This is a genomic window from Gordonia polyisoprenivorans, assembly GCF_017654315.1.
Classification (GTDB): domain Bacteria; phylum Actinomycetota; class Actinomycetes; order Mycobacteriales; family Mycobacteriaceae; genus Gordonia; species Gordonia polyisoprenivorans_A.
The window spans coordinates 4,240,882-4,266,404 of record NZ_CP072203.1 but is presented as its reverse complement, the minus strand read 5'-3'; the positions used below and the strand labels follow the sequence as shown (position 1 = coordinate 4,266,404).

Genomic DNA, 25,523 nt, shown 5'->3' with positions numbered 1-25,523 from the left:
CTCGCCGGTCACGTCGGTCGCGGTCACCCCGGTCGCGGTCACTACACTGGTCGAAGTGGCAGGCCGAATCCCCGATCGCGACATCACGGCAATTCGTGAGCAGACGCGCATCGAGGACATCATCGGCGAGTACGTGGCGTTGCGGCAGGCCGGTCCCGATCGTCTCAAGGGCCTGTGTCCCTTTCACGATGAGAAGACCCCGTCGTTCCACGTCCGCCCGGTGCACGGTCATTTCCACTGTTTCGGATGCGGTGAGGGCGGCGACGTCTACAGCTTTCTGCAGAAGCAGGAACACATCGGCTTCGTCGAGGCCGTCGAGCAACTCGCCGACCGGATCGGCTATCAGATCCACTACGAGGGCGGCGGACCGAGTGTCGCGCGTGATCGCGGCACCCGTGCCCGACTGGCCGCCGCGAATGCCGCGGCACACAAGTTCTACGTCGACCAACTGCGCTCACCCGAGGCACAGATCGCCCGCGACTATCTGACCGAACGCAATTTCGACGCGGCCGCGGCGGCGCAGTTCGGCTGCGGGTATGCCCCGGCCGGCTGGGACACGATGACCAAACACCTGCTCGGGCAGGGCTTCGATTTCGACGAGCTCCGCGAGGCGGGCCTGTCGAAAGAAGGGCGTAAGGGGCCGATCGACCGGTTCCATCGCCGGTTGTTGTGGCCGATCCGCAATCTCGGCGGCGACATCATCGGCTTCGGAGCGCGCAAACTCTTCGACGACGACAACCTCGGCAAGTACATGAACACCCCGGAAACCATGCTGTACAAGAAGTCTCAGGTGCTCTTCGGTCTGGATCTGGCGAAGAAGAACATCGCCAAGGGTCATCAGGTGGTCATCGTCGAGGGCTACACCGACGTCATGGCGATGCATCTGTCGGGTGTGACCACGGCGGTCGCGTCGTGCGGGACGGCCTTCGGTGAGGACCATCTCGCGCTGGTGCGCAGGTTGATGATGGACGACTCGTATTTCCGTGGTGAGGTGATCTACACCTTCGACGGCGACGACGCCGGAAAAGCGGCCGCGCTCAAGGCTTTCGAAGGAGAGCAGTCGATCTCCGGACAGACCTTCGTGGCGATCGCCCCCGACGGCATGGATCCGTGTGAACTTCGGCAGGAGCGTGGCGAGGCCGCGGTGCGCGATCTGATCGCCCGTCGCATCCCGATGTTCCAGTTCGCGATCAAAACACTGATCGCCGCTCATGACCTCGACACCGCCGAGGGCAGGGTCCATGCGCTGCGGGAAGCGGTGCCGGTGGTGGCGCGCATCAAAGACGTTGCCCTGCGCGACGAGTACGCGCGTCAACTCGCCGGCTGGGTGGGTTGGGAAGAGGTACCGCAGGTGCTCGCGCGGGTCCGTGAGGAAGCCGCCCGGCACAACCGCGCCACCGGCCGCGCGCAGACGTCCGGGGCACCCGGCATGCGACGCGACCGCCCCGAGGCGGCCAAGGACCCGGGATCGGCGCGTCCCCGACCCGACGACCCGCGGCTCTGGCCGCAACGTGAGGCGTTGAAGGCGGCGCTGCAGTATCCGGCGATCGCCGGGACGGTGTTCGATTCGCTTCCGTCCGAGTGCTTCACCGAGCCGACCTACACGCGTTTGCGCGAGGCGATGGCCGACCTCGGCGGCACGTCGTCGGGCATGGGTGGCGCGCAGTGGGTGGACGCGGTGAACCACGCGGTCGACGACCCGGTGCTCTCGCCGATGGTCACCGAACTCGCGGTGGAACCGATGAGTGTGTCCGAGGACAACATCCCGCGATACGTCAACAGTGTGCTCGCACGCTTGCAGGAGGTGTGGGTCGGTGCGCAGATCGCCGACATCAAGTCACGCCTGCGGCGGATGGCGCCCAGCGAGGACCCCGATGCGTACAACGCCGTCTTCGGTGATCTCGTCGCACTCGAGGCCTATCGCCGGAGTCTGCTCGAGCAGGCCGTCGACCCCACCCAGGGCGTCTTCTGACCCGTCGGGGTTGTGGCTGTTCTCAGGCCGCCTCGGTGCGGATACCCGGGCGCAACTCGGCCGGATACATCGGTCGATGCGGGTCGTCGGCGTTGTAGACGCAGCCGCCCGCGTAGGTGTGGATGCCCGAGCAGCGGTCGGGGATCGGGCGCGGACGCCCCCAGATGTGATCGGCGGTCGCAGTCATGGTCGCCTCCCTCGGTACTTCGTGGACGATGCACAGAAGTATGGGGGCATACCTGTCCGAATGGGCAGTGAGCGCGCTGTTTCACTCGCGCTGAGCACAGGTGAGGTGTCTCACAGTGCGCTGGCGGGTGACGCGTCGGCGGACCAAGGAGGCGACGCCGGTGCTGTGGCCGCACTCAAACACGTTGAGCCCGAACCGGTGTCATCACCGGTCCGGGCTCAACGTCAGTTGGTTCGGTCTGGTCAGACTTTTCTGCCGGGAATCCCGATCGCGAATCCGATGCCGATGATCACGCAGGAAACCAGTGCGACGGCCGGCATCACCCACATTGCGTTCATGTCGGGAACGCTACGCTCCGGCGCCCGCGGCGACGGGGCGTTTGCGTGAGATCGGGACCTTGGCCCGCCAAGTGGGGTCTTTGGGCCCGGCATGCCCCGTCCCGAGCGGGGTCGGACGGCGACACGACGCGATTCCCGGCGTTCAGCTGAGCGCGCGGTGTGTTGTGGGCCACAATGGCCGTTGCCCGGAGTCGCCGGGATCAGGGGAGGTGGCGGTCGGTGACAGATATCGTGCTCGCGGAGGTGGGGACGCCGTGCGAGCGGCAGGTGGTGGCGGAGTGGGCGCAGACCGCACATCCCGACGCGTTGCTGCGGACCCTCGACGAGATCGACGCCGAGACCCTCCAACCCGAGACCGCGCTGATCCCCGCACGCGTCGTGTGGCTTCCCCCGGTCCGCAAGGGCGAGCGTCGGGTGTCGGTGGCCGACGTTCTCGTGCTGTCGAATCCGCGGCGACCGCCGGCCTTCCGGCAGAACGCGATCAAGAAACGCCGACCCGATCGGGTGCGGGTGGCCGTCGGGGAGGCGGCCACGGTTGCCGATCTACGTGCCAGGCACGAACAGTCGTCGGCGGAGGGGGAGGCGTTCACCGCGTTCGTGGGCGTACAGGCGGCGTTGTCCGCCGAGCGCGCCGAACGCCAGATCGTCGGTGACCGATACAAGGTGCCCCGGCTGGTCGCCGAACAGATCGGTTCCTCGGCACGTTTTCGTGACAATGCCGCGAAACTGGCCGCCGACCTCGGCCGGCCCGTCGCCGCGGTGGTGACCGAAGCCACCGACAAGATGTCGGCGTTCGTGGCCACCCAGAGCCGGCTCATGGACGACGTGTTCTCCTCCACGTTCCGAGCGCTCTACGAGCGCGCGTGGACGGTGTCGGTCGACCTGGACACCCTCGGCCGGCTGCGTACGCTGAACAAGAGCCACGGTCTGATCTTCCTGCCCTCGCACCGCTCCTACGTCGACACCCTGGTGCTCTCGGAAGTCCTTCGCAGCCATGACTTCCCACCGAATCTGGTGCTCGGTGGCAACAATCTCGCGATCTGGCCGATCGCCCCGGTGGCGCGCCGCGCGGGAGTGATCTTCATCCGGCGCAAGTTCGGCGGCGACCCGGTGTACAAGTTCGCGATGCGCTCGTATCTGTCGTTCATCGTCGACAAGCGCTTCAACCTCGAGTGGTACATCGAGGGCGGCCGCAGCCGAACCGGCAAACTCCGCCCGCCGAAACTCGGCCTGCTCTCGTATGTGGTCGATGCGATCGAACAACTCGACGACGCCGACATGATGGTGGTGCCGACCTCGATCGTCTACGACCAACTCCACGAGATCGCGGCGATGGCACGGGAATCCGCCGGTGGTGCGAAGAAGCCCGAGGACGTCACCTGGCTGTTGAAGTACGCCAAAGCCCAACGCACCCATCTCGGTGAGGCGCGGGTGCGCTTCGGGACACCCTTCTCGCTGCGCGAGGCCATCGCCGACGGCGGGGACGATCCGGCGGCACTGGACAAGATCGCGTTCGGCGTGATGGACGAGATCAACGCCGCCACACCGATCTCGGCCACGTCGCTGGCCGGCTTCGCACTGCTGGGCGCGGGCGAGCGAGCCTACACGGCCGGGGAGATCGAAGAGATCCTCGAGCCGCTGCTGGACTACATCGACCGCCGGGGCCTACCCGGCCCGGACGCGCAATTGTGCCGCGGCCTCGGTTTGCTCTCGACCCTGCGCGAACTCACCACCGCGGGAGTGCTCACCCGATTCGACGGCGGCACCGACACCGTCTGGTCGATCGCGCCGGGCAATCATGCCGTCGCCGCGTACTACCGCAACGGCGCCCTGCACCACTTCGTCGACCGTGCCATCGTCGAGATGGCGTTGGTGGCCGCCGATCGTGGCGATCTCGAGGCCGATGTCGATGCGATGCTGGCAGCGTCGCAGCAGGAGGCACTGCGCATCCGCGATCTGCTGAAGTTCGAGTTCTTCTTTCCGACCAAAGAGGTGTTCCTGCATCGCCTCGGCGCCGAACTCGACCTCATCGCACCCGAGTGGCGCGAGACCCCACCGACCCCGGAATGGATTCACCAGACCCTGCTCGCCACGTCCGGTGCGCTGTTCGCGCGGCGCACACTGCAGACGTTCTTCGACGCGCAACTCGTTGTCGCGCAACGGCTCGTCGCCCTCGACGACGCGCCGATCGACAAGGAGCAGGTGCTCGCCGACTGTCTCGGACTCGGCCGCCAGCTGGAATTGCAGGCGGTCATCCGCAGCAAGGACTCGGTGTCGACCGAGTTGTACGACGCCGCATTCCGCCTCGCCGAGAACCGTCATCTGATCAGCCCGGCAGCGGAGTCCGCGGTGGGCATCGATCTGGCCGGGGCGCGGCGGGCGTGGTTCGACGAGGTCGAGGAGATGCGCGAGCGGCTCGCCAAGATCGCGGCGATCGAGGCCGAGCAGGCCGGGGCCGCCCGGTGAGCGCGCTCGCCGAGCGGCTGGCGCAGATCCGATCGGCCAAGCGCGGCAAACAGATCGGGGCGTTCTTCGACTACGACGGCACGTTGATCGAGGGATTCTCGGCGACCGCGATCATCGGGGCGCGGGTGCGCAGCATGGAATTCGGACTCGGTGAACTCGCCGACTTCCTGCTCATCGGACTGCGCGGCGTCGAATCCGAGCAGGATTACGCCGAGGTGCTCGACGCGACCCGACCCACGTTCGCCGGCAAGACCTATGACGACCTACTCGCGTTGGGCGAGAGCCTGTTCAAGCATGAGACGGCCGCACAACTGCGACCACAGATGTGGCAGATCCTGCGCGCGCATCGGGCGATGGGTCACCGCATCGTCATCGCGTCGTCGGCGACGCGGTTTCAGATCGCCCCGATCGCCCGCGAGATCGACGCCGATCACGCCCTGGCCACCGACGTGGAGGTGATCGACGGCGTGGTGACCGGTCGGGTGGTGGGCCGGCCATTGTGGGGGCCGGGGAAGGCGGCGGCGGTGCGTGCGCTGGCGCGTGAGCACGACATGGATCTCGACGCGTCGTTCGCCTACAGCGATGGCAACGAGGACATTCCGTATCTGGAGTCGGTGGGGCATCCGGCGGCGGTGTCGCCCGGACACGTCCTGCGCGCCGAGGCGCAAGCCCGCGGATGGCCGATCCTGGATCTGCGCAACCCGACCCACAATCGGCTCGAGATGGCGGTGCGCACCGGCGCCTTCTACGGCACCTTTCTCACCTCCGCCGCGGTCGGGGTGCTCGGTGGGCTGGTGCGGCGGGACCGGTCGGCGGAGATGATGCAGTCCGCGGTGTCCGGGGGCATGGACGTCGGGCTCGCGCTGGCCGGGGTGCGTGTCGAGGTCATCAGTGGCGCAGAGCATCTCACATCGGCGCGTCCGTGCGTCTTCGTCTTCAACCATCAGTCGAAACTGGATCTGCCGGTGATGATCCACCTGGTGCGCTCGGATGCGACGGGCGTCGCGAAGAAGGAAATCGGCCGGCTGCCGGTCTTCGGCCAGGTCCTCGACGCCGCCGGGGTGGTGTTCATCGATCGGGCCGACGCCGGTAAGGCCATCGAACAACTCGCCCCCGCGGTGGCAAAACTGCGCGACGAGGGTGCCTCACTGGTGGTCGCACCCGAGGGAACCCGTTCGGCAACACCCCGAATCGGCCCGTTCAAGAAGGGGCCCTTTCACATCGCGATGCAGGCTGGGGTGCCGGTGGTCCCGGTGGTGTTGCGCAATACGGGGGAACTGATGTGGCGTGGGGCGCAGCTGATCAAGCCCGGGGTGGTGGAGGTCAGGGTGCTCGAGCCGGTGGACACCTCGTCGTGGAGCGCCGAGGACATCGGGCGCCACGCCGAAGAGGTTCGGCAACAATTCATCTCGACGCTGGCCGATTGGCCGGTCGACCATGGCGAGGACGGCGGGGCAGCGCCGGACCAGGAAGTGATCGGATGAGCGAGGACCGTCCACTCGACTGGGGCACCGAACCGCACATGAGCCCGGTCGACACCGTGATGTGGCGCGGTGACAGCGATCGCCGCCTGCGCGGCACGATCTGCATGCTGGAGATCTATGACCGTGTGCCGGACTGGGATCGGCTGATCGCCGCCCACGAGTGGGGGAGCCGCATGGCGCCGCGCTTTCGGCAGCGGGTGATCGACTCGCCGTTCGGCACCGGCACACCGAGCTGGGCGATCGACCCCGAGTTCGACCTGCACTATCACGTTCGCCGGCTACGGTTGGCCGGGGACGGCTCGATGCGCGAATTGCTGTCCACCTGTGAACAATTGGCGATGACCGCGCTCGACCCGGCGCGGCCACCGTGGGAGGGCTATCTCATCGAGGGGCTGCCCGACGGCAAGGCGGCGTACTTCCTCAAGGGCCACCACGCGCTGACCGACGGCCTCGGTGCGATCATCGCACTGGCGCAGCTGCATTCGACCACCCGCGATCCGAAACCCGACAAGCCGCAACCACCCGAGCCCGCGCCGGTCGACGTCTCGGCGCTGGAGGTGCTGCGTCGGCAGATAGGCGACGAGGTGGCGCGGGTGCCGCATCGCGTCGACGTCGTGGTGAGTGGTGCCCGCGCGCTGGTCGATCCGAAGCGCGCGCTGAGTAAGATGCTGCGCTACGGGCGTTCGGTGCCGCGGGTCGCCGGTCTGGTGAGTCCACCCGGGTCACCGCTGCTGGCCCACCGCAGTCTGTCGTGGCGGTTCGCCGCGTTCGAGGTGCCCTTCGCCGATCTGCGAGCCGCCGGTTCTGCCGTACGCGCCTCGGTCAACGACGTGTACCTCGGCGGGCTGATCGGCGGATTCCGCATCTATCACGAACGCCTGGGCCGGCCGGTCGAGGCGATCCCGGTGGCGATTCCCATCTCGGTGCGCCGCCCCGAGGACCCCGAGGGAGGCAATCGTATTGCGGTGGGCCGCTTGGCCGGTCCGGTCGGCATCGCCGATCCCTTCGAGCGGGTGCTGACGATCCGCGAGCAGGTGCGAGCGGCACGCACCGAACCCGCCGTCGACGTGTTCAACACCATCGGGCCGGTACTGGCCTGGATACCGGGACGGCTGCTGGGACAGTTCAGCGGCGCCACCAGCGGCAACGACCTGCAGGCCAGCAACGTACCGGGTATCCCGTGGGAGACCTTCGTCGCCGGCGCCAAGGTGGAACGGATGTATCCCTTCGGCCCGCTGCCCGGCTGCGCGGTGATGGCGACGATGATCACCCACAACGGCATTGCCTGTCTGGGAATCAATTTCGATGCGGCGTCGATCACCGAACCGGAGATCTTCGCCGAGAGCGTCGTCGCCGGGTTCGACGAGGTGCTGGCCCTGTCCCGGGCCGACTCGCTGGCAGGGATGACTCACGTGGTGTGAGGCGAAAAGCAAAAAACCGCCTGTGACCAGGCGGTTTTCTTGCTCCCCCAACTGGACTCGAACCAGTAACCGTTCGATTAACAGTCGAATGCTCTGCCAATTGAGCTATGGGGGACTGCTCGGGTGGTGCCGTTGTCACCCCGTCGGGGCGGCATCAGAACCGAACGCTGACTCTAGCGCATGGATCGGGCAAAGAACAAAACGCCAGTTCGCGCCGCCCGAGCAGTCCTCCGGGCTCTCAGTGACCGGCGACGATGTCGGCCTCGTCGACGACCACCGGTGTGCGGGCTCCCGGGAGGAACGAGTAGGCCAGGCAGATCAGGCCGAAGAAGAGGTAACCCAGGGCCACAGCCGGATTGGCGGCCCACGCGACCTCCGGTGCGTGGATGAGCCCGATGAACGACAGCACGGCACCGACGCCGCACGCGATCGCCGCGTAGTGGAACTTCTTGTCGAGGATGAAGGTCACGATGGTGCCCAGGATCAGTCCGACGAGTACCGCACCCTGGCCGAGGGTGGTCAGGCCGCTGTAGACCAGGCCGGCATTGCCGAGAGCGGCGTCGCCGACCTTGTCGGCGGTCGTCCCCGCGGCGGACAGGGCGTTGTCGATCAGCCCGCTGCCCCACTGGGCGAGGTTGGGCAGGGTCGCGGCGACCACCGCGACCGCGTGCAGACGTGGTACCGCCTGGAACGCCTGGGCGCCGATGAGCAGGCCGATGTAGAGCAGGATCGGGACGATCGCCGGAACCGGCAGCAACGCCTCCAGCACCCCGAAGAGCCCGGCGAAACACAACACACCGATCGCGAGGCCACTGGCCAGGGAGTACCCGGCCCGACCGCCGGCATCCTTCCAGCCGGGGTGACCGATGTAGACCGCGGGCGGGAACGGGGACCCGAACGCCGCACCGATGCACGCACCGGCACCGTCGGCGAGCAGCACGCTGCGCAGGTTGTAGCTGTCGCCGGCCGCCGCGGCACTCTCCACGTTGCTCATCGCCTCGGTGAAGTTGTAGACGCCCAACGGGATCGCCGTCCCCAGCAGCGGGGCGAGGTGCCCCAGTCCGGAGAACAGCATGTCGAAGCGCTGATCGGGGATGCCGACCGCGATGTCGGAGACCGCGGCGCTGAGGTCGGGTACCGACATGAAGCCACCGATCCAGCCGATCGCCGTACCGACCAACAGTGCGGCCAGGCCGACGGGGATGTTGCCGGGGAGCCGCACATCGGTGAAGAAACCGATCAGGATGATGCCCAGCACCGGCAGCCCGATCCAGGCGGCGTCCCACATCTGGCCGGCCGGGCGCATCGCGATGAAGGTGAGCGAAATGCCGGCCAGGGTGCCGAGCATCGCGGCGCGCGGGGTCAGCTTTCGGACGTAGGGCCCGACGAACGCCCCGATCATGACGATGACGCCGATCATGAACGCCCACGCGAGACCGGCCTCCCACGCCTGCATCGCGTCCTTGGTCTTGAGATAGACGGGCAACATCACGACGAAGACGACGATGAACATGTGCGGCACGCTCGGGCCGTACGGCAGCGCGGTCACGTCGGTACGGCCTTCACGACCGGCCATGCGGCGGGCCAGGAACGTGTAGTAGACGTTGCCGAGGATCAACGCGACGCCGAGGGCCGGGAGCACCGTCCCCAGGACGTCGTCGGCGGGGATCTTGACCACACCGATCATGAGGCCGGTCAGGGTCAGCACGTTGACCAGGATGTTGAAACCCAGGCCGAAGAACGCGTTGGTGTCGCCACGGGTCCACCAGGGGATCCGCGGGTGTGGTGTCGGGGACGGGTCGGCGGCGGGGGAAGTGGTTTCGGCGGTGGCGCTCATCGCGGTTCCTTCGGATGCTCGGGCGAATGTTGTGTCGGGGGACAGGGAACTGGGGACGACGGTGTCCGGGGTGAAGGGGCGGGGAGAATCAGGAAGCGGCGTTGTCGGTGTCGGGATCGCCCAGGGCGGCGATGACGTCGGCGCTGTGGGCGGTCCACCCGAAGATGCCGCCCTGGGCGGTGATCATCTCCAGGCCGACACGCTGGAATTCGGGGAAATACGAACCGACACAGTCGGACACGACGACGCACTCGTAGCCGCGGTCGTTGGCCTCGCGTGTGGTGGTGTGGACGCAGACCTCGGTGGTGACCCCGGTGACGAGCAGTGAGGTGATGCCGCGATCCTCCAGGGTCTCTGCGAGGCCGGTGGCATAGAAGGCGCCCTTACCCGGTTTGTCGATCACCACTTCGCCTGCGGCGGGAGCGAGTTCGTCGATGATGTCGTGTCCGTACTCGCCCCTGATCAGAATCCGGCCGAACGCCCCGGTGTCACCGATGCGTTTGCTCGGTGCACCACGTCGGAGTTTGGCCAGCGGGCAATCGGAGAGATCGGGTTCGTGTCCTTCTCGGGTGTGGATGACGGGCATGCCCACTCGACGTGCCGCGGCGAGTAGGTCGACGAGCGGCGGGATCACCTTCTGCAGCAAGGTGACGTCGTTGCCGAGAGACTCCCCGAAACCGCCGGGGAGCAGGAAGTCGCGTTGCATGTCGATGATCAGCAGTGCGGTGTGATCGAGATCGAGGTCGATCGGGGCGGGTGCGGCAGGGATGGTCACGGCCATGGGGTCTCCGGTGGGTGTGATCGACGGGGTGGCGGTTGGTTACGGCCTGGGTGTGAGTGCGTCCGAGTCGGAGTCGGCCGGGTGCCGATGCTCGGGGTGCCGATGCCCGGGATGATGGAGCTCGGGGTGCTGTTGCTCGGGGTGATGACGCGGCTCGTCGAGGAGATTCGCCGCCATCTGCAACACCGCGTCGTCGTGCAGGGCGTTGCCGAGCACCATGGCGCTGTGCGGTCGGCCGTCGGCGGTGAGTCCTTGTGGGACAGCCACTCCGGTGAGGTCGAGGAGATTGCCGAAGTGGGTGTAATGGCCGAGCATGGTGTTGGTCGCCAGGGGTTGGGCGAGTACCTCCTCGACGGTGAAGGTGCGGCCGATCGTGGGTACGACGACGACGTCGATCCCGTCCCAGACCCGGCTGACCTCGGCGCGCAGTTCGGCGAGTCGCTGCATCGCGGCGAAGGCATCGACCGCGGTGTACTCGATTGCGCCCTCGAGGATTTCGCGGACTACCGGATGGATCGAGTCGGGATGGTCGGCGAGGAAGTCTCCGAAGACGACGAGTCGTTCGGCGACCCATGGACCCGCGTAGAGCAATTCGCCCGCGGCCAGGAACGGTTCGAGAGAGATTTCCTCTATGGTGACGGGAACCGGGAAGTGCATGTGCGCGAGTCGTTCCCGGAAAGCCTGGTGAGCCTCGCGCAGGGCGTCGTCGCCGAAGAACTCCAGCTGCGACATCGGCTGCAGCCCGACGGTGAGGCCACCGCGGTGGTCCGGCCCGGGCGAGCGGGACCACGGGTCGGCGTCGTCGCGGCCCGTCATCACCGCCATCACGCGGTCGACGTCGTCGATGCCGCCGGCCATCACGGTGATGCAGTCCAACGACTTACACGCCGGAACGAGTCCGACCGCGCTGATCAATCCCCGCGAGGGCTTGTACCCGACGATCCCGTTGAGCGCCGCCGGCACCCGACCGCTGCCCGCGGTGTCCGTCGCCACCGCGAACGGAACCTCGCCGAGCGCCACCGCGAGGGCGGAACCGGAACTCGAGCCGCCCGAGATCATCTCGTTGCCGAAGACGCTGCGCGGCACCGTATACGGGGTACGCGTGCCGTTGAGTCCGGTGGCGAACTGATCGAGATTGGTCTTGCCGACGTAGAGGGCGCCGGCATCGAGCAGGCGTTGCACCGCAGGCGCGGTGGTGTCGGGTGTGTAGGCGTAGTCGGGGCACGACAGTGTCGTCGGCACCCCGGCGACGTCGATGCTGTCCTTGACCCCGAACGGGACCCCGTAGAGGGGCAGCGCGCGGGCGCCGGGGCGTGCCTCGAGGTCGGCGGCGGCGCGCACGAGGTCATCGCAGGCGACCGTCGAGATCCAGGTTCCGTCGTCTCCGCGGGCGGCGATGGCGTCGGCCACCCGCCGGGCGGTCCGTGTCGGCGATCCGCCGCCGCTGATGTGGCTGTCGAGGATCTCGGCGATGGATGGGCCTCCGTATGGCCCGCGGACTTCGCTTGCAATGTTCATATCGTCGATTGTCGACAGAATCATGGCCGTCGTAGAACAACCGTGTGTCGTTCGTGTTAGGCGCCGTCACACACGGCATACCCGCAGGGGCGTCGGGGCGCCTGCGAGGTGATCGTCAGGCGGATGCGGCGTCGTCGTCGAGTGCAGCCACCAGGTCGAGGTACCGCAGATGGCCGTGATCGCGCAGCGCCGCCACGGTCGCCTCGACGTCGTTGGCCTCGAGTGCGGCGAGGATGTCGTGGTGGCGACGCAACCCGTCATGCGAACCGTGATCGGCGGTCTCCGCGCGCAGATTGACCGCCATCGGCAGCTGGAGCTTCAGCAGGATCGGCGCCAGGGCGATGTCGAGCTGCCGGTTGCCGGCAAGCCCCACGACGGCAGCATGAAATCGCCGGTGGGCATCGTCCTTCTCCAGTTCGTCGGAGGCGGTCTCGAGTTGCTCGATCGCCCCGCGAACCGGCGCCAACTGGGTCTGCGGATCGGCCAGCGGCAATGCCGATTCGACGGCGAAGCGCTCGAGCAACTGACGTAGTTCGAACAGCTGCAGGATGTCGCGCGGCGACCACTCGGCCACCCGCGCGCCACGGCGGGGCAGATGCTCGACGAGGCCTTGCTGCGCGAGCAGGCGGAGCGCCTCCCGAATCGGCGCCCTGCTGAAACCCAAACTCGCGCAGAGATTCTCCTCGACGATCTTCTCGCCCGGCGCCAACGCCCCGGACAAGATGGCGTCGCGGATGCGCCGGGCGGCCACGTCGACGAGGCTTTCCGGGAGCCCTCGCCCCGGTCCTGCGTCATCGACCCCGGCCATGCGCCGTCACTCCTGTTCTGCTGATTCTCGTTCGCTCGCCGGACGCGTCCTCGGTGCTACCGCGTCAGGCACGCCGTCGAGTCTAGTGCCCGGGCGCACCGAGGTCGGTTGTGCCCGAGGCGTCGGGTCGACGCATGATCCGGGGTTGCCGCACCGTGCGGTATTGTCGCTGCTCGGGCACGACGTGCCCACTGGGGCGGTAGCTCAGTCGGTTAGAGCCGCGGACTCATAATCCGTAGGTCGCGGGTTCGAGCCCCGCCCGCCCCACCGAGATCGAGTTCCGGCAACGCTGTCGGCGCCTGCGCCTACCCTGGTGACATGGCTCTGAGTATCGAAGAACGACAAGCATTTCTGGCCGAACCCCATATCGGGGCGCTGTCGATCGAGGCAGGCGCCGACCGTGCTCCGCTGGTGGTGCCGATCTGGTATCAATACACCCCCGGCGGCGACCTGTGGTTTCTGACCGGAGCCGATTCACGCAAGATGCGCCTGCTCGACGCCGCCGGACGGTGTTCGCTGATGGTCGAGCGTCTCGACCCGTCGATCCGGTATGTCGCGGTGTCCGGGCCGGTGATCGATACCGCGCCCGGTACGCGTGCCGACCTCGTGGAGATGGCTGCGCGATATCTGCCGGCCGAGAAGGTGGACGGCTATGTCGAGTTCGCCGCCGCCGAGCACGGTAGCCAGACCCGCGTGACCGTCCGGGCAGATCAGTGGGTCTCGGCGGACCTGGGTAGCGTCTGACTCTCGGTCCGCCGCGACTCAGCTGTCGACGTCGTCCCAGATGCCGTTCTGCTCAAGGTGTTTCACCAGTCGCTCGGCGCCGTCGTCGAATTGGCGGCGAGTCTGTGTGATCACCTCGTCGCGATCGCCTGCTCGGTAGGCCGCGATCAGTCGGTCGTGACTGTCCACGGCGACCTCGCCCCATTCCGGGTCGGAGGCGTACAGCTGGGTGGGGGTGTAGCGCGCCGCCGAGAGCAGGAACCAGGCGAGTTTCTTGCCGGCCGCGATCACGTTGTGGCGCCGGTGGAACTCGAATTCCGCGTCGATGATGGCCGCTGTGTCGCCGGAGGCCACGGTCGAGCGCAACTTCTGGTTGCACCATTCGAGGTCGGCGAGTTCCTCGGAGGTGATCACCGCGGCGGTGCGCAGGGCGAGCTTCACCGCGATCTCACCCTGTAGCCAGAAGAGGTCGTCGACGTCGATGCGGTCGAGATCGGAGACCCGGTACCCGCGGTGGGGCTCGAGGCTGACCATTCCCTCACCACGCAGCGTGAGCAGGGCTTCCCGGACAGGGGTGACGCTCACCCCGAGCCGCTCGGCGGTCTCGTCGAGGCGGATGTACTCACCGGGCCGGAAGTCCGCGGTCATGATCAGATGCCGCAGGTGCGCGGCGACCTCCTCGGACAGCTGCGGTCGTCGACGCAGGCGGGCGCGGTCGTCGGCGCCGCCCGCGCGACCACCCGGACGCTCGGACGCCGAGGGCTGTGCCGATGATGTCGCGCTGGATTTCATTGGTGCCACCGTAGACCGTCGAGGTGAGTGCGCCACGCATCCGGCGCCGGGTCGAATCCGGGTGTGTGGGTCGTCCGTGGATCGCCACGGCCGCCTCTGAATCATATGTTTGATATGTCTACCCGTGACCGGCGCCACAGATACTGTCGCTACATTGGTGGCCATGCCCAAATCAGCACGCCGATCCGCGCAGAGTTCTCCAGTGGACGAGAGCGCGCGTGCTGTCGACGGCGATGACGTCGTGACCAGGGAGGACGTCGACACCACGGGCGCCGGCGAGGTCTCGGTCGGAGCAGGTGAGCGCGCCGGATCGGGGACCTCGGAACCCACGCCGCTCGACGGCGACGGCTTCCTCGAGGCCAATCGCCGCGAGCGTGAGCGGTTGCGCGCTGACGCCGAGCGCAAGGCCGCCCGCTCGACGGACCCGGATCGGGTGCCGCGCAAACTCGGCGACGACGAGCCTGCGACGCCGGGACCCGTCCGGCGTCGACGCATGACGATCGCCGGGAGTCGTGGTCTGTTCGCGGTGGTTGCGGTTCTTGTCGTGCTCGTGGTCGGACTCGGCGTGTCCACCGGTGTGCTGGCCTACCGCCTGCACAGCGCCGACAGTGCGGCGGCCGTCGGGCCGTCGGATGCCGACCGGAAGGCCGTGATCGACACCGCCAAGAGTTACGCCGCGACGCTGACCACCTACGACTCGTCGAACTACGGTGATCTCGACGCGCGTATCCGTCGGATCTCCACCCCGGACTTCGCCAAGACGTTCATCGCGTCCTCGCAGGACGCCCGGGCGGGAAATGCCAACGCCAAGGGCGTATCCAAGGCCACGGCCGCGCACGGGGGTATCGAGTCGATGAGCGCCGACAACGCCGTGGTGCTCGTCAGCCTGGATCAGACCATCACCTCACCGGAACTGACGAGCGAGGTGCCCCAGGGCATCCCATATCAATCCAGGGTATTGGTGACGCTGACCAGACAGGACGGACGCTGGATGCTGGCGGGCTTCACCGTCGTCGAGTAACTCACGGGGCCAGCAGGATTCGTCGGCCGATCGCGTCGATGCGCGCCGGTATGGGTGGTCGGGAGCTGCGTACCAGATCGGCGACCACCGCCAGTTCGGCATGGACCAGGAATCGTGCGCGGCCCGCGTCGACCCGGGGGTCCGCCCGACTCACCCAGGCTGCCCACTCCTCCACGTTGCGTCGTTGCTGGGTGCGCAGCGCGGTTTGGGTACGGGCGTCGAGATGGCCGGCCTCGGACAGGTAGACGGTCATCAATTCCGGTGCAGCGCAACAGAGGTCGATGTAGCGTCGCACCATATGCGCCACCGCGTCGGCGGGTGTCTGCGACGCGGCGAGGGCGTCGGCGATACTGGCGGTGGTGCGGTCGGATGCTCGCCAGAACGCTGCCTCCAGGATCGCCACCTTGCTGGTGAAATGCCGGTAGACCCCGGAGGCCGGGATGCCCGCGGCCTGTCCGATCTCCTCGATCGTCACATCGTGGAAGCCGCGCGCGGCGAACAGGGCGATCGATTCGGACAGGATGACCTCGCGTCTGCCCGTCGGCGACAGTCCTGGTCCGGGAACGGGATCCGACGCGGCGGGTTCGAGGAGATCGAGGTCGAGCAGGCTCATCGCCGCGTCGCACAGCAGATGCTGCACCTGCGGTGCCGGCAGGGTGGCCCGATGAGTGGCGGGGCTGGCCACGACGCTGGTCATCGCGGCGGCGAGGATGTCGGCGTCGTCGCGCTCGAGGTCGGTGCGCGAGCGCAGGATCGCCGACCGAATACGACGATGCTGTGCGATCACCACCGCACGCACGTGCGCGGCGTCGGCCCCGCTGAGATACCGCGATTCCCAGCGATAGAGCCCGCCGGTGCGCCGGTTCTCGATCGAGGTGGCCGCGATGGCCGTCAACAGCGCATGCAACTCCCGGCGTGGATCGGTCTCGACCGGGATGACCGAGGTGGCCGCGGTGAGACGGTCGGCCAACACCGTGGTGGCCTCGGCGAACAGGGCGTACTTGTTGGGGAAGTGCCGATACAGCGCCGGTGCGGACACGTCGGCGGCCACGGCGATGTCGTCGAGGCGGACCGCGTGATACCCGCCGTCGCTGAACGCGCGCGCCGCCACCTCGATCAGGTGTCTGCGGCGATCGACCGGCCGCCGCCGGGGCGAACTCCGGATGGTCACCTCGACAGCCTAGCCGGATGGTCTATTCGCAGGGTCGATCGCGCAAAATTGCAGCAAAAGTGCTGTTGGGGCGCTTGTTGATAAAATATATGTTAATCGATATTCTCGTGATCCAGATCTCATGATGGTGTACCGTGAGGCCTGCGGCCCGCGTTCGGCGCCGCGGCGAGAGTCAGGAGAACGGTGAGCGAGAACACGACTATCGACCAGGTCGCAGGCGGGGCGCAGGAGGCCCCCGGCGTGATCGAGTCGCTCGACGACAGGGGAGTCGCGCGGCTGACGATCTCACGACCCGAGCGGATGAACGCCCTCGATACCGAGGCCAACCGACGCATTGTCGAGGCGCTGACGAAGTGGAGCGCCGACGAGTCGGTTCGCGTGGTCGTGCTCGACGGCGCGGGAGGCAGTTTCAGCACCGGTGCCGATGTCACCTCCATCGCTCACGGGGGTGCCCTCGAAGGACTCGGTCGCGAGCAGGCGCACGGGATCATCGCCTCCGGCTCGGATCTGGCCCGCGCATTGCGTGCGGTACCCGTGCCGGTCATTGCTTCGGTCGATGGGGCCGCGGCGGGAATCGGTGCCTCGCTGGCCCTGGGCGCCGACCTGATCTATGCCACCGCCCGGTCGTACTTCCTGCTCGCCTTCATCAACATCGGCCTGATGCCCGACGGTGGGGCCTCGATGCTGGTGGCCGCCGCGGTCGGTCGGGCGCGCGCCAATGCGATGGCGCTGCTCGGCGAAAAGCTCCGGGCGCCTGCGGCATACGACGCCGGGCTGGTTACCGAGGTACTCGAGGACCGCGCGGCACTCGACGCGAAGGTCGCCGCAGCGGTCGACAAACTCGCGGGTCTGTCGCCCTCGGCGGTGCGTCTGACCAAGGCGGCCCTCGACGCGCACACGATGCCCGGCTTCGAGCCCGCGATCGAGCGCGAACTCGACGGGCAGACCGAGTTGCTCCAGTCGCCGGAGTTCCGCGCGGCGCTCGCCGCCTTCACCGGGCGACGAGGCTGATCCCCGGACCTGCCGCCGAGCACAGGCGCCGCCCGTAACACCATTGCCGCACAAGCGTAGCCGCGAAGCACACCAAGGAGAGAACGCCACGATGACCGCCACGATCGACAACACCGCCGACCTCACCACCGAACCACTCCGGTCTCGTCGTAACCATTGGAACAACCAGGTCCGCCGGCATGCGTTCATGAATCCCGACGGGCCGGCCCTGAAGTTCCTGGGCAACCTCACCACGTGGAAGCAACTCGACGAACGCACGCGCGGGTTCGCCGCCGCACTGAGCCGACGCGGCGTGGGTTTCGGCGACCGCATCCTGCTGGTGCTGCTGAACCGCTCCGAGTACGTCGAGGCCGTGATGGGCGCCAACCTGATCGGGGCCATCCCGGTGCCGGTCAACGTCCGGATGAGTCCGGCGGAGATCGCGTTCCTGGTCAGCGATTCCGGTGCCAAGATCATCGTCACCGAGTCCCTTCTCGCGCCGCTGGCCGACGCGGTGAGTGCCTCGACCGGGGCGATCGACGCGACGATCGTCGTCGGTGACACCGACAACCCCGCGCACCTGAGGTTCGAGGACCTCGTTGCCGAGGATTCGTCGGATCTCCCCGAGATCGACGTGCCGGAGGAGTCGGTCGCACTGATCATGTACACCTCGGGTACCACCGGAAAGCCCAAGGGCGCCATGCTCACCCACCAGAACCTGCAGGCCCAGGCCGTCACCTGTCTGCAGGCGCTGAGTACCCGACCCGACGACGTGGGCTCGTGTGTGGCGCCGATGTTCCACATCGCCGGACTCGGCGCGATGGCGCCGCTGATCTACATGGGTGCGTTGTCGGTGATCCACCCGCTCGGAGCCTTCGACCCCGATGACATGCTCGACACCCTTGAACGGGAGGGCACCACCTCGATCTTCCTGGTTCCCGCGCAATGGCAGGCGGTGTGCGCCGCGCAGCAGGCCCGGCCCCGCGATCTCAAGCTGCGGGTCATCAGCTGGGGTGCGGCCCCGGCGTCGGACACGGTGCTGCGCGCGATGAACGAGACCTTCCCGGACGCGCTGAACGTCGCGGTGTTCGGCCAGACAGAGATGTCGCCGATCACCTGTGTCCTCGAGGGCAAGGATGCCCTGCGCAAGATCGGTTCGATCGGCAAGGTGGTGCCGGCCGTCACCGCCCGCGTCGTCGACCCGGAGATGAACGACGTCGCCCCCGGCGAGGTCGGTGAGATCGTCTATCGCGGTCCCAACATGATGATCGGCTACTGGCAGAACCCGCAGGGCACCGCAGATGCCTTCCACGGTGGCTGGTTCCATTCCGGAGACCTCGTCCGCCAGGACGACGAGGGCTTCCTCTACGTCGTGGACCGCGCCAAGGACATGATCATCTCCGGCGGAGAGAACATCTACTGCGCCGAGGTCGAGAACGTGCTGTTCGGCCACGAGAAGATCGCCGAGGCGGCGGTCATCGGTCGCGCACACGAGAAGTGGGGCGAGGTGCCGGTGGCCGTCGTCGTGCTCGCCGAGGGCGTCGACGATCTGACCCTCGACGACCTCGAGCCGTACCTCAACGAGAACCTGGCCCGATTCAAGCACCCCAAGGATCTCGTCATCGTCGACGAATTGCCGCGCAACGCCGGCGGCAAGGTCGTCAAGCCGTCGCTGCGATCGACCTACGGCAGCAAGGACGCCGGTCTGGCGAACTGACAGACCCTTTCATGAACGCGGGGTGGACCCCGGTCGTGAGGTGGTTGCCACGCGCACCACGTCGTCGGCCGGGGTCTTCTTCGTGGTCGGCGGCTGGTCGGTGGTCCGCGGCCAGGTCAAGATTCACAGATTCGAAAACTGAAACACGTTACAATTCAAAACTGGAACACGTTACAATTCTGCCCATGGAGTGGCATGCGCCACGCCGTGCCGGCACGAGTGGAGGTTCGAGGGTGAAGACCAAAGGTGCACTGCTGCGGGAACTGAACAAGCCGTGGCAGATCGAGGAGATCGAGATCGGGGATCCCAAGGCGCACGAGATCAAGATCCGGATGGAAGCGGCCGGGATGTGCCACTCCGATCATCATCTGATGACCGGTGGCATCCCGATGGCCGGATTCCCGATTCTCGGCGGTCATGAGGGGTCCGGCGTGGTCGAGGAGATCGGCGAGGGGGTCACCGACTTCGAGGTCGGCGATCACGTGGTACTCTCCTTCATCCCGTCGTGCGGCAAGTGTCCGTCGTGTAAGTCGGGCATGGCCAACCTGTGCGACATGGGTGCCATGCTCCTGCAGGGGGAGGCGGTGTCGGACAACACGTTCCGTATCCACACCGCCGAAGGCGAGAATGTCTACCCGATGACGCTGCTCGGTACGTTCGCGCCGTACATGGTGGTGCACGAGGCGTCGGCGGTGAAGATCGACAAGTCGATTCCGTTCGAGGTGGCGGCGCTCGTCGGCTGCGGGATTCCCACCGGCTACGGCTCCTCGACCCGCAGTGGCGACGTCCGCCCGGGTGAGGACGTCGCGATCGTCGGCGTCGGCGGCGTGGGCACCGCGGCCCTGCAGGGCGCGGTGATCTCCGGTGCGCGCAACGTCTTCGCGATCGACCCGGTCGAGTGGAAGCGCGAACAGGCCATGAAGTTCGGGGCCACCAAGACCTTCACCTCGATCGAGGAGGCGGCACCGGCCATCGCGGAGATCACCTACGGGCACATGTGCCACAAGGTGATCGTCACCGTCGGCGAGGTTCACGGCAAGGACGTCGACAGTTGGATGGGGATCACCGCCAAGGGCGGCACGTGTGTGTTGACGGGTATGGGCAACATGCTCGAATCCGACGTGACCTTGAACCTGGCGATGCTCACCCTGCTGCAGAAGAACCTGCAGGGCACCATCTTCGGCGGCGCCAATCCCAAACTCGACATCCCGCAACTGCTGTCGATGTATCGGATGGGCAAACTGAACATCGAGGACATGATCACCCGGCAGTACCGTCTCGACCAGATCAACCAGGGCTACCAGGACATGCTGGACGGCAAGAACATCCGCGGCGTCATCCGCTACACCGACGAGGACCACTGAGCGCGATGCCGCGTAACCTCTGCTGATGTGGCGGTACTGGATGCATTAGCTGAGTGGCCGGTGGACAATGTCGCGGCCGCGGTGATCGGCGGCTCGGGCATTGTCTCGAGCCATGGCGACATCGACCGGGTGTACGAACTGGCCTCGGTGACCAAGCTTCTGGTCGCCGAGGCCGTTCTGGTCGCGGTGGAAGAGGGTGCGCTCGAACTCGACGACGAGGCGGGACCGCCCGGGGCAACGGTGGCCCACCTGCTGGCGCATGCCTCCGGACTGGCCTTCGACAGCCGAACGGTGATGGCCCCGCCGGCCACCCAGCGGATCTACTCCAGTGCCGGATTCGAGGTGCTCGCCGAGACCGTCGAAGCCGCGACGGACATCGACTTCGCCGAGTATCTGCGGCAATCGGTGTGTGAGCCACTGGGGATGACCGATACCGTCCTCGATGGTCCGGCCGGGCACGGCGCACGCTCGTCGGTCGCCGACCTGGCGCGCTTAGCCGCCGACCTCATGGTGCCGACGGTGCTGTCGTCGGAGATGCTGGACCGAGCGACCCGCGCCGCCTTCCCGGGTCTCGACGGATTCGTGCCCGGTTATGGCAAACACAAGCCCAACGACTGGGGGCTCGGGTTCGAGATCCGGGGGCACAAGCATCCGCACTGGACCGGTGCGAACAACTCACCGGAGACCTTCGGTCACTTCGGGCAGTCGGGGACCTTCCTGTGGGTCGACCCACGCTTCGGCCGGGCGTGCGTGGTACTCACCGACCGGCCGTTCGGTGCGTGGGCCAAGCCGTTGTGGAGCGAATTCAACGACAGTGTGTGCGAGGCACTGGGCGACTGGCGGTTGTCCACTCCAACCACACAAGATTCATAAAAGCGCATCAGAAACTGGCGCAACACGTACCTCATAGGGCACAATCGGAGTCACGAGTGTGCTATCCGGTGTTGCGAGGTGTGTTGGGGAAGACGTTCCTCGTCGACAACCGGAGGTGACCAAGGTGCGCAACCTGAATCAGTTTGCGGACGTGACAACAGGAGTGGTGTACATCCACTCGGCGCCGGTGGCGCTGTGCCCACATGTGGAGTGGGCTCTGTCGTCGACCCTGAATGCGCGCGCGAACCTGAAATGGTCGGCACAGGATGCCGAGCCGGGGATGCAGCGTGCGACGGTCGATTGGGCAGGGCCGGTGGGCACAGGCGCCCGTTTGGTGACCGCGCTGCGCGAGTGGTCGGCGTTGCGCTTCGAGGTGACCGAGAACGCCAGTGAGGGCGTCGACGGCGAACGCTTCTGCTACGTCCCGGGATTGGGTCTGTGGCGCGGTTCGATGAGCGCCAACGGCGACGTGATCGTCGGGGAGACCCAACTGCGAGCGATGATCGAGTCGCAGCCCGACAGCGCCGGTCTGGCCGGCGAGATCGAATCGGTGCTCGGCACGGCGTGGGATCACGCACTCGAGGCCTACCGCATGGGCGGTTATGGCGCCGAGGTCACCTGGCTGCAGCAGCGCGTCGGATAGCTCACGAGACTCTTCATTCGGCCCCGGCATCCGCCGGGGCCGAATTGCGTGCACGGGCACCGCGTACCGCGCCACACCATCACGACGACAGCGCTGCCAACGTAGGGAAGGGCGCTGTCGGCGCAGGGGAGAGCGCCGTCGGCGTCGAAAAGAGCGCTGTCGCCGTCGAGATGAGCGCTGTCGCCACAAACCCACTCACCACGCTGCCGCGCGCCCGCGTCTGGACTGACGAAGAGCGAGGAGCGCAGCGACAACGCGATGAGGAGGGAAGACGCGGGTTATAGCGCGGTGGCATCGCGACGGCGGAGCCGGCGCCAACAAACACCGCGAGCGGCACCGCGACGGCGGAGCCGGCGCCAAATCACAGGGGTATGTTCTTGTGCCGCCCACGCCGTGCTGGTGCTGCGGCGAGTGCGGCGGTGATGATGCTGCGGGTCTTGGCCGGGTCGATGACGTCGTCGACGACGCCGATGGATTGGGCGCGTCCGACGCCGCCGGCGATGGCTTCGTGTTCGGTGGCGAGGCGGTCGTGGAGGGCTTCGCGTTCGTCGTCGGGGGCGGCGGCGAGTGTTTTCTTGTGCAGGATGCCGACGGCGGCTTTGGCGCCCATGACGGCGACTTCGGAGCCGGGCCAGGCGTAGACGGCGGTGGCGCCCAGTGCGCGGGAGTTCATGGCGATGTAGGCCCCGCCGTAGATCTTGCGGGTGACCAGGGTGACGCGGGGGACTGTGCATTCGGCGAAGGCGTGCAACAGTTTTGCGCCGCGGCGCACGACGCCGTTCCATTCTTGTCCGACGCCGGGGAGGTAGCCGGGGACGTCGGTGATGACGACGAGCGGGATGCCGAAGGCGTCGCAGAGCCGGACGAAGCGGGAGGCTTTTTCGGCGCTCTCGGAGTTGAGGCATCCGCCCATGCGCAGCGGGTTGTTGGCGATGACGCCGACGCTGTGTCCGGCGAGGCGGCCGAATCCGGTGACGATGTTCGGAGCCCATTTCGCTTGCAGCTCTTCGAAACTCGAGATCTCGGTGTCGCCGTCGGCGGCGAGCTGGGTGTCGAGGAGAGCGGTGACGACGGGGTGGACGTCGTAGGCCCGGCGGTTGGATTCGGGCAGTAGGGCTTTGAGGTCGGTGTCGCCCGCCTCGGCGTGTGCGGTGTCGAATCGGCCGGGGCGGGAGAAGGTGGACACGAGCCGGCGGGCCCGCCAGTAGGCGTCGGCCTCGGAGTCGGCGGTGATGTGGCTGACGCCGGATTTCTTTCCGTGGGTGAGGGGGCCGCCGAGTGATTCCATGTCGACTTCTTCACCGGTGACGCTCTTGACGACGTCGGGGCCGGTGACGAAGACACGTCCGGCGGGCGCCATGATCACCACGTCGGTGAGTGCGGGTCCGTAGGCGGCGCCGCCTGCGGCGAAACCGACGACCACCGAGATCTGCGGGATGTAGCCGGAGGCCCGCACCATCGCCTCGAACACTCCGCCGACGGCGTGCAGGGCTTCGACACCCTCGGCCAGACGTGCCCCGCCGGAGTGCCAGATGCCCACGACCGGAGCCTGTTCGGTGATGGCGGTGTCGATGGCGTTGACGATGTGGGCGCATCCCACGACACCCATGGCACCGCCCATCACGGTGCCATCGGTGCAGTAGGAGACGGTGCGAACGCCGTTGACCTCTCCGATGGCCGCCTGCACTCCCGATTTGTCTCGGGGGTGCAGCAGCGACACAGAGCCTTCGTCGAAGAAGTTGGTCAACCGCAGCAGCGGATCACGTGGATCGACTGAGTCCTCACGGCCGGTGATGGGGGCCAATGTGGTCATCGCTGTCTCCTCGGGGGTGTCGCGAATGGTCAGTAGCGACCGAAGGCGAGCGCCACGTTGTGCCCACCGAAGCCGAACGAGTTGTTCAGCGCGTAATCAATCTGACCATGCCGGGGTTGCCCGTGCACCACTTCGATGTCGCACTCGGGGTCCTGGTTCTCCAGGTTCAGCGTCGGCGGGATGACGCTTTCTTCGACGCTCTTGATCGTCAGCACCGATTCGAGTGCACCGACCGCGCCGATGGAGTGGCCCAGGGCCGACTTGGGGGCGTACACCGCAGCGTGATCGCCGATCGCCGACTTGATCCCGACGGCTTCGGCGGTGTCGCCGATGGGTGTCGAGGTGGCGTGCGCATTGACGTGGGTGATGTCCTTCTTGGTCAGCCCGGCCGTCTGGAGGGCCCGTGTCATCGCTCGGGCGTTGCCCTGACCACTGGGGTCGGGGGCCACGAGGTGGAAACCGTCAGAGGTGATACCGGCACCGAGTACCCGTGCGTGGATATGTGCCCCACGGGCTTTGGCATGCTCCTCGCGTTCGAGGATCAGCATCGCGGCGGCCTCGCCGAAGACGAATCCGTCACGGTCCTTGTCGAACGGACGTGAGGCCGCGGCCGGATCGTCGTTGCGGGTGCTCATCGCGCGCATCATCGAGAACGCGGCGATCGGAATCGCATCGATGTGTCCTTCGACGCCACCGGTGACGACCATGTCGGCGTCGCCCATGACGATGTGGCGCCAGGCGTGCGCGATCGCCTCGGCACCCGACGAGCACGCCGAGACCGGGGTGATCACACCGGCGCGTGCGCCGATGTTGAGGCCGACGACGGCGGCCGGGCCGTTGGGCATGGCCATCGACACTGCCAGCGGGGAGACCTTGCGGTAGTTGCCGGAACTCTCGATCGCCTTGACGGCGTCGACCATGGCGTCACCGCCGCCCTGCCCGGTGCCGAGCACCACGGCGAGGCGTTCGGGGTCGACCTCGGGTTCGCCGGCCTGCGCCCACAGGCGCTTGCTCATGACGTGGGCGATCCGCTCGACGTAGGCCATGCGGCGGGCCTCGACGCGGGTGACCTCGTCGGCCGGATCGGAGAGCAGACGCCCGCCGACACGGCAGGGCAACTCGCCGAACTTGGTGACGAAGTCGTCGGTCAGCTCGCGAATGCCGGTCTTACCGTCGAGCAGCCCCTGCCAGGTCGATTCGAGATCGACACCGAGCGAGGTGGTGGCCACCATCGAGGTGACCACCACACTCGGGAAGTTCCCGCCCAGCGTTGAGTATTCGCGGAGGGACGGCGAGCTCACGAGTTCTGTTCTGCCTCGATCTGGGCCTGGATGGCGGCAGCGGCTTCGGGGTTCTCGGACTCGAGCTTCTGGATGTAGTTCACGGCGTCACCGACGGTGCGCAGGCCGGCGAGATCCTCATCGGGGATCTTCACGCCGTACTTGTCCTCGGTCTGCACCGCGATCTCGACCATCGACAGCGAGTCGATGTCGAGGTCATCGACGAACGACTTCTCCATCGTCACCTCGGACGGCTCGATGCCGGTGACTTCCTCGATGATCTCGGCGATGCCGGCAATGAGTTGTTCCTGGGTGGCAGCCACG

The 25,523-nt window shown here is 67.1% G+C and carries 21 protein-coding genes and 2 tRNA genes; 12 read left to right on the top strand and 11 right to left on the bottom strand.

Features of this window, described 5'->3' with window-relative positions; all coding sequences use genetic code 11:
• The first annotated feature begins 55 nt into the window (after nt 1–55).
• Complete coding sequence (dnaG, locus tag J6U32_RS19240; RefSeq protein WP_208791715.1) at nt 56–1,972, top strand: DNA primase; 1,917 nt, start codon at nt 56–58, stop codon at nt 1,970–1,972.
• Nucleotides 1,973–1,994: 22 nt separating this feature from the next.
• On the opposite strand, the gene J6U32_RS19235 is transcribed toward dnaG, so the two are convergent.
• Nucleotides 1,995–2,159, bottom strand: a complete 165-nt coding sequence (locus tag J6U32_RS19235; RefSeq protein ID WP_185091005.1) for a hypothetical protein — start codon at nt 2,157–2,159, stop codon at nt 1,995–1,997.
• Between the two features lie 557 nt (nt 2,160–2,716).
• On the opposite strand from J6U32_RS19235, the gene J6U32_RS19230 reads away from it, so the two are divergent.
• From J6U32_RS19230 to J6U32_RS19220, 3 genes are read left to right on the top strand one after another with little or no spacing between them, the layout of a single operon-like run.
• Nucleotides 2,717–4,963 (top strand): glycerol-3-phosphate 1-O-acyltransferase, encoded by a 2,247-nt coding sequence (locus J6U32_RS19230; protein WP_208791714.1) that lies wholly within the window; start codon nt 2,717–2,719, stop codon nt 4,961–4,963.
• On the top strand, nt 4,960–6,447 hold the full coding sequence (locus J6U32_RS19225; RefSeq protein ID WP_208791713.1) for an HAD-IB family hydrolase: 1,488 nt from the start codon (nt 4,960–4,962) through the stop codon (nt 6,445–6,447). The genes J6U32_RS19230 and J6U32_RS19225 overlap by 4 nt, the downstream gene beginning before the upstream one ends.
• The gene (locus tag J6U32_RS19220) at nt 6,444–7,868 is read left to right on the top strand and encodes a wax ester/triacylglycerol synthase domain-containing protein (RefSeq protein WP_208791712.1); all 1,425 of its coding nucleotides are present in this window, start codon (nt 6,444–6,446) and stop codon (nt 7,866–7,868) included. The genes J6U32_RS19225 and J6U32_RS19220 overlap by 4 nt, the downstream gene beginning before the upstream one ends.
• A gap of 42 nt (nt 7,869–7,910) precedes the next feature.
• On the opposite strand, the gene J6U32_RS19215 is transcribed toward J6U32_RS19220, so the two are convergent.
• The 5 genes from J6U32_RS19215 to J6U32_RS19195 all read right to left on the bottom strand — a co-directional run bounded on the left by J6U32_RS19215 (nt 7,911) and on the right by J6U32_RS19195 (nt 12,812).
• Nucleotides 7,911–7,983: transfer RNA gene (locus J6U32_RS19215), tRNA-Asn, on the bottom strand.
• A gap of 123 nt (nt 7,984–8,106) precedes the next feature.
• Nucleotides 8,107–9,705, bottom strand: coding sequence for a regulator (locus J6U32_RS19210; RefSeq protein WP_208791711.1), 1,599 nt, complete (start codon nt 9,703–9,705; stop codon nt 8,107–8,109).
• 88 nt (nt 9,706–9,793) lie between these two features.
• Complete coding sequence (locus J6U32_RS19205) at nt 9,794–10,486, bottom strand: cysteine hydrolase family protein (protein WP_208791710.1); 693 nt, start codon at nt 10,484–10,486, stop codon at nt 9,794–9,796.
• A gap of 39 nt (nt 10,487–10,525) precedes the next feature.
• Entirely contained in the window at nt 10,526–12,004 is a 1,479-nt protein-coding gene (locus J6U32_RS19200; protein ID WP_208791709.1) for an allophanate hydrolase, read from the bottom strand.
• A gap of 115 nt (nt 12,005–12,119) precedes the next feature.
• Nucleotides 12,120–12,812 (bottom strand): GntR family transcriptional regulator, encoded by a 693-nt coding sequence (locus J6U32_RS19195; protein ID WP_208791708.1) that lies wholly within the window; start codon nt 12,810–12,812, stop codon nt 12,120–12,122.
• Between the two features lie 193 nt (nt 12,813–13,005).
• Between J6U32_RS19195 and J6U32_RS19190 the strand changes: the two genes are divergently transcribed.
• Nucleotides 13,006–13,079: transfer RNA gene (locus J6U32_RS19190), tRNA-Ile, on the top strand.
• A 51-nt stretch (nt 13,080–13,130) separates the two neighbouring features.
• Nucleotides 13,131–13,556, top strand: coding sequence for a pyridoxamine 5'-phosphate oxidase family protein (locus J6U32_RS19185; protein ID WP_208791707.1), 426 nt, complete (start codon nt 13,131–13,133; stop codon nt 13,554–13,556).
• Between the two features lie 18 nt (nt 13,557–13,574).
• Here J6U32_RS19185 and J6U32_RS19180 read toward each other — a convergent pair whose 3' ends face one another.
• Nucleotides 13,575–14,327 carry a GntR family transcriptional regulator gene (locus J6U32_RS19180; RefSeq protein ID WP_208791706.1) on the bottom strand — a complete coding sequence of 251 codons (753 nt, stop codon included), beginning with the start codon at nt 14,325–14,327 and terminating at the stop codon, nt 13,575–13,577.
• A gap of 163 nt (nt 14,328–14,490) precedes the next feature.
• On the opposite strand from J6U32_RS19180, the gene J6U32_RS19175 reads away from it, so the two are divergent.
• Complete coding sequence (locus J6U32_RS19175; RefSeq protein WP_244332164.1) at nt 14,491–15,348, top strand: hypothetical protein; 858 nt, start codon at nt 14,491–14,493, stop codon at nt 15,346–15,348.
• Nucleotide 15,349: 1 nt separating this feature from the next.
• Here the strand turns inward: J6U32_RS19175 and J6U32_RS19170 are convergent, their stop codons facing one another.
• Nucleotides 15,350–16,519: a TetR/AcrR family transcriptional regulator gene (locus J6U32_RS19170; protein WP_208791705.1), complete on the bottom strand. Its 1,170-nt coding sequence runs from the start codon at nt 16,517–16,519 to the stop codon at nt 15,350–15,352.
• A 183-nt stretch (nt 16,520–16,702) separates the two neighbouring features.
• Here J6U32_RS19170 and J6U32_RS19165 point away from each other — a divergent pair, with 183 nt between their 5' ends.
• The 5 genes from J6U32_RS19165 (at nt 16,703) to J6U32_RS19145 (ending at nt 22,106) form a co-directional block, all read left to right on the top strand.
• Nucleotides 16,703–17,530, top strand: a complete 828-nt coding sequence (locus tag J6U32_RS19165; protein WP_208791704.1) for an enoyl-CoA hydratase-related protein — start codon at nt 16,703–16,705, stop codon at nt 17,528–17,530.
• Nucleotides 17,531–17,621: 91 nt separating this feature from the next.
• Nucleotides 17,622–19,226, top strand: coding sequence for a fatty-acid--CoA ligase FadD5 (fadD5, locus tag J6U32_RS19160; protein WP_208791703.1), 1,605 nt, complete (start codon nt 17,622–17,624; stop codon nt 19,224–19,226).
• Nucleotides 19,227–19,459: 233 nt separating this feature from the next.
• Entirely contained in the window at nt 19,460–20,590 is a 1,131-nt protein-coding gene (locus J6U32_RS19155; RefSeq protein WP_208791702.1) for an NDMA-dependent alcohol dehydrogenase, read from the top strand.
• A gap of 27 nt (nt 20,591–20,617) precedes the next feature.
• Nucleotides 20,618–21,463, top strand: a complete 846-nt coding sequence (locus J6U32_RS19150; protein WP_208791701.1) for a serine hydrolase domain-containing protein — start codon at nt 20,618–20,620, stop codon at nt 21,461–21,463.
• A gap of 124 nt (nt 21,464–21,587) precedes the next feature.
• Nucleotides 21,588–22,106 carry a DUF3145 domain-containing protein gene (locus J6U32_RS19145; RefSeq protein WP_006371495.1) on the top strand — a complete coding sequence of 173 codons (519 nt, stop codon included), beginning with the start codon at nt 21,588–21,590 and terminating at the stop codon, nt 22,104–22,106.
• 361 nt (nt 22,107–22,467) lie between these two features.
• Here J6U32_RS19145 and J6U32_RS19140 read toward each other — a convergent pair whose 3' ends face one another.
• The 3 genes from J6U32_RS19140 to acpM are packed head-to-tail and all read right to left on the bottom strand — an operon-like array spanning nt 22,468 to nt 25,522.
• A complete protein-coding gene (locus J6U32_RS19140; RefSeq protein ID WP_208791700.1) occupies nt 22,468–23,919 on the bottom strand; it encodes an acyl-CoA carboxylase subunit beta in 1,452 nt (483 codons plus the stop codon).
• Between the two features lie 29 nt (nt 23,920–23,948).
• Nucleotides 23,949–25,220 carry a KasA/KasB family beta-ketoacyl-ACP synthase gene (locus tag J6U32_RS19135; RefSeq protein WP_208791699.1) on the bottom strand — a complete coding sequence of 424 codons (1,272 nt, stop codon included), beginning with the start codon at nt 25,218–25,220 and terminating at the stop codon, nt 23,949–23,951.
• Nucleotides 25,217–25,522, bottom strand: a complete 306-nt coding sequence (gene acpM / locus J6U32_RS19130) for a meromycolate extension acyl carrier protein AcpM (RefSeq protein ID WP_208791698.1) — start codon at nt 25,520–25,522, stop codon at nt 25,217–25,219. Before acpM ends, J6U32_RS19135 begins: the two co-directional genes overlap by 4 nt.
• Nucleotide 25,523 lies beyond the last annotated feature (1 nt).

Coding starts and splice junctions, on each gene's coding strand:
- J6U32_RS19180 (WP_208791706.1), bottom strand. CDS start 14,327: ATGAAATCCAGCGCGACATCATCGGCACAGCCCTCGGCGTCCGAGCGT.
- J6U32_RS19235 (WP_185091005.1), bottom strand. CDS start 2,159: ATGACTGCGACCGCCGATCACATCTGGGGGCGTCCGCGCCCGATCCCC.
- J6U32_RS19195 (WP_208791708.1), bottom strand. CDS start 12,812: ATGGCCGGGGTCGATGACGCAGGACCGGGGCGAGGGCTCCCGGAAAGC.
- J6U32_RS19175 (WP_244332164.1), top strand. CDS start 14,491: ATGCCCAAATCAGCACGCCGATCCGCGCAGAGTTCTCCAGTGGACGAG.
- J6U32_RS19220 (WP_208791712.1), top strand. CDS start 6,444: ATGAGCGAGGACCGTCCACTCGACTGGGGCACCGAACCGCACATGAGC.
- fadD5 (WP_208791703.1), top strand. CDS start 17,622: ATGACCGCCACGATCGACAACACCGCCGACCTCACCACCGAACCACTC.
- J6U32_RS19140 (WP_208791700.1), bottom strand. CDS start 23,919: ATGACCACATTGGCCCCCATCACCGGCCGTGAGGACTCAGTCGATCCA.
- J6U32_RS19210 (WP_208791711.1), bottom strand. CDS start 9,705: ATGAGCGCCACCGCCGAAACCACTTCCCCCGCCGCCGACCCGTCCCCG.
- J6U32_RS19185 (WP_208791707.1), top strand. CDS start 13,131: ATGGCTCTGAGTATCGAAGAACGACAAGCATTTCTGGCCGAACCCCAT.
- J6U32_RS19200 (WP_208791709.1), bottom strand. CDS start 12,004: ATGAACATTGCAAGCGAAGTCCGCGGGCCATACGGAGGCCCATCCATC.
- J6U32_RS19205 (WP_208791710.1), bottom strand. CDS start 10,486: ATGGCCGTGACCATCCCTGCCGCACCCGCCCCGATCGACCTCGATCTC.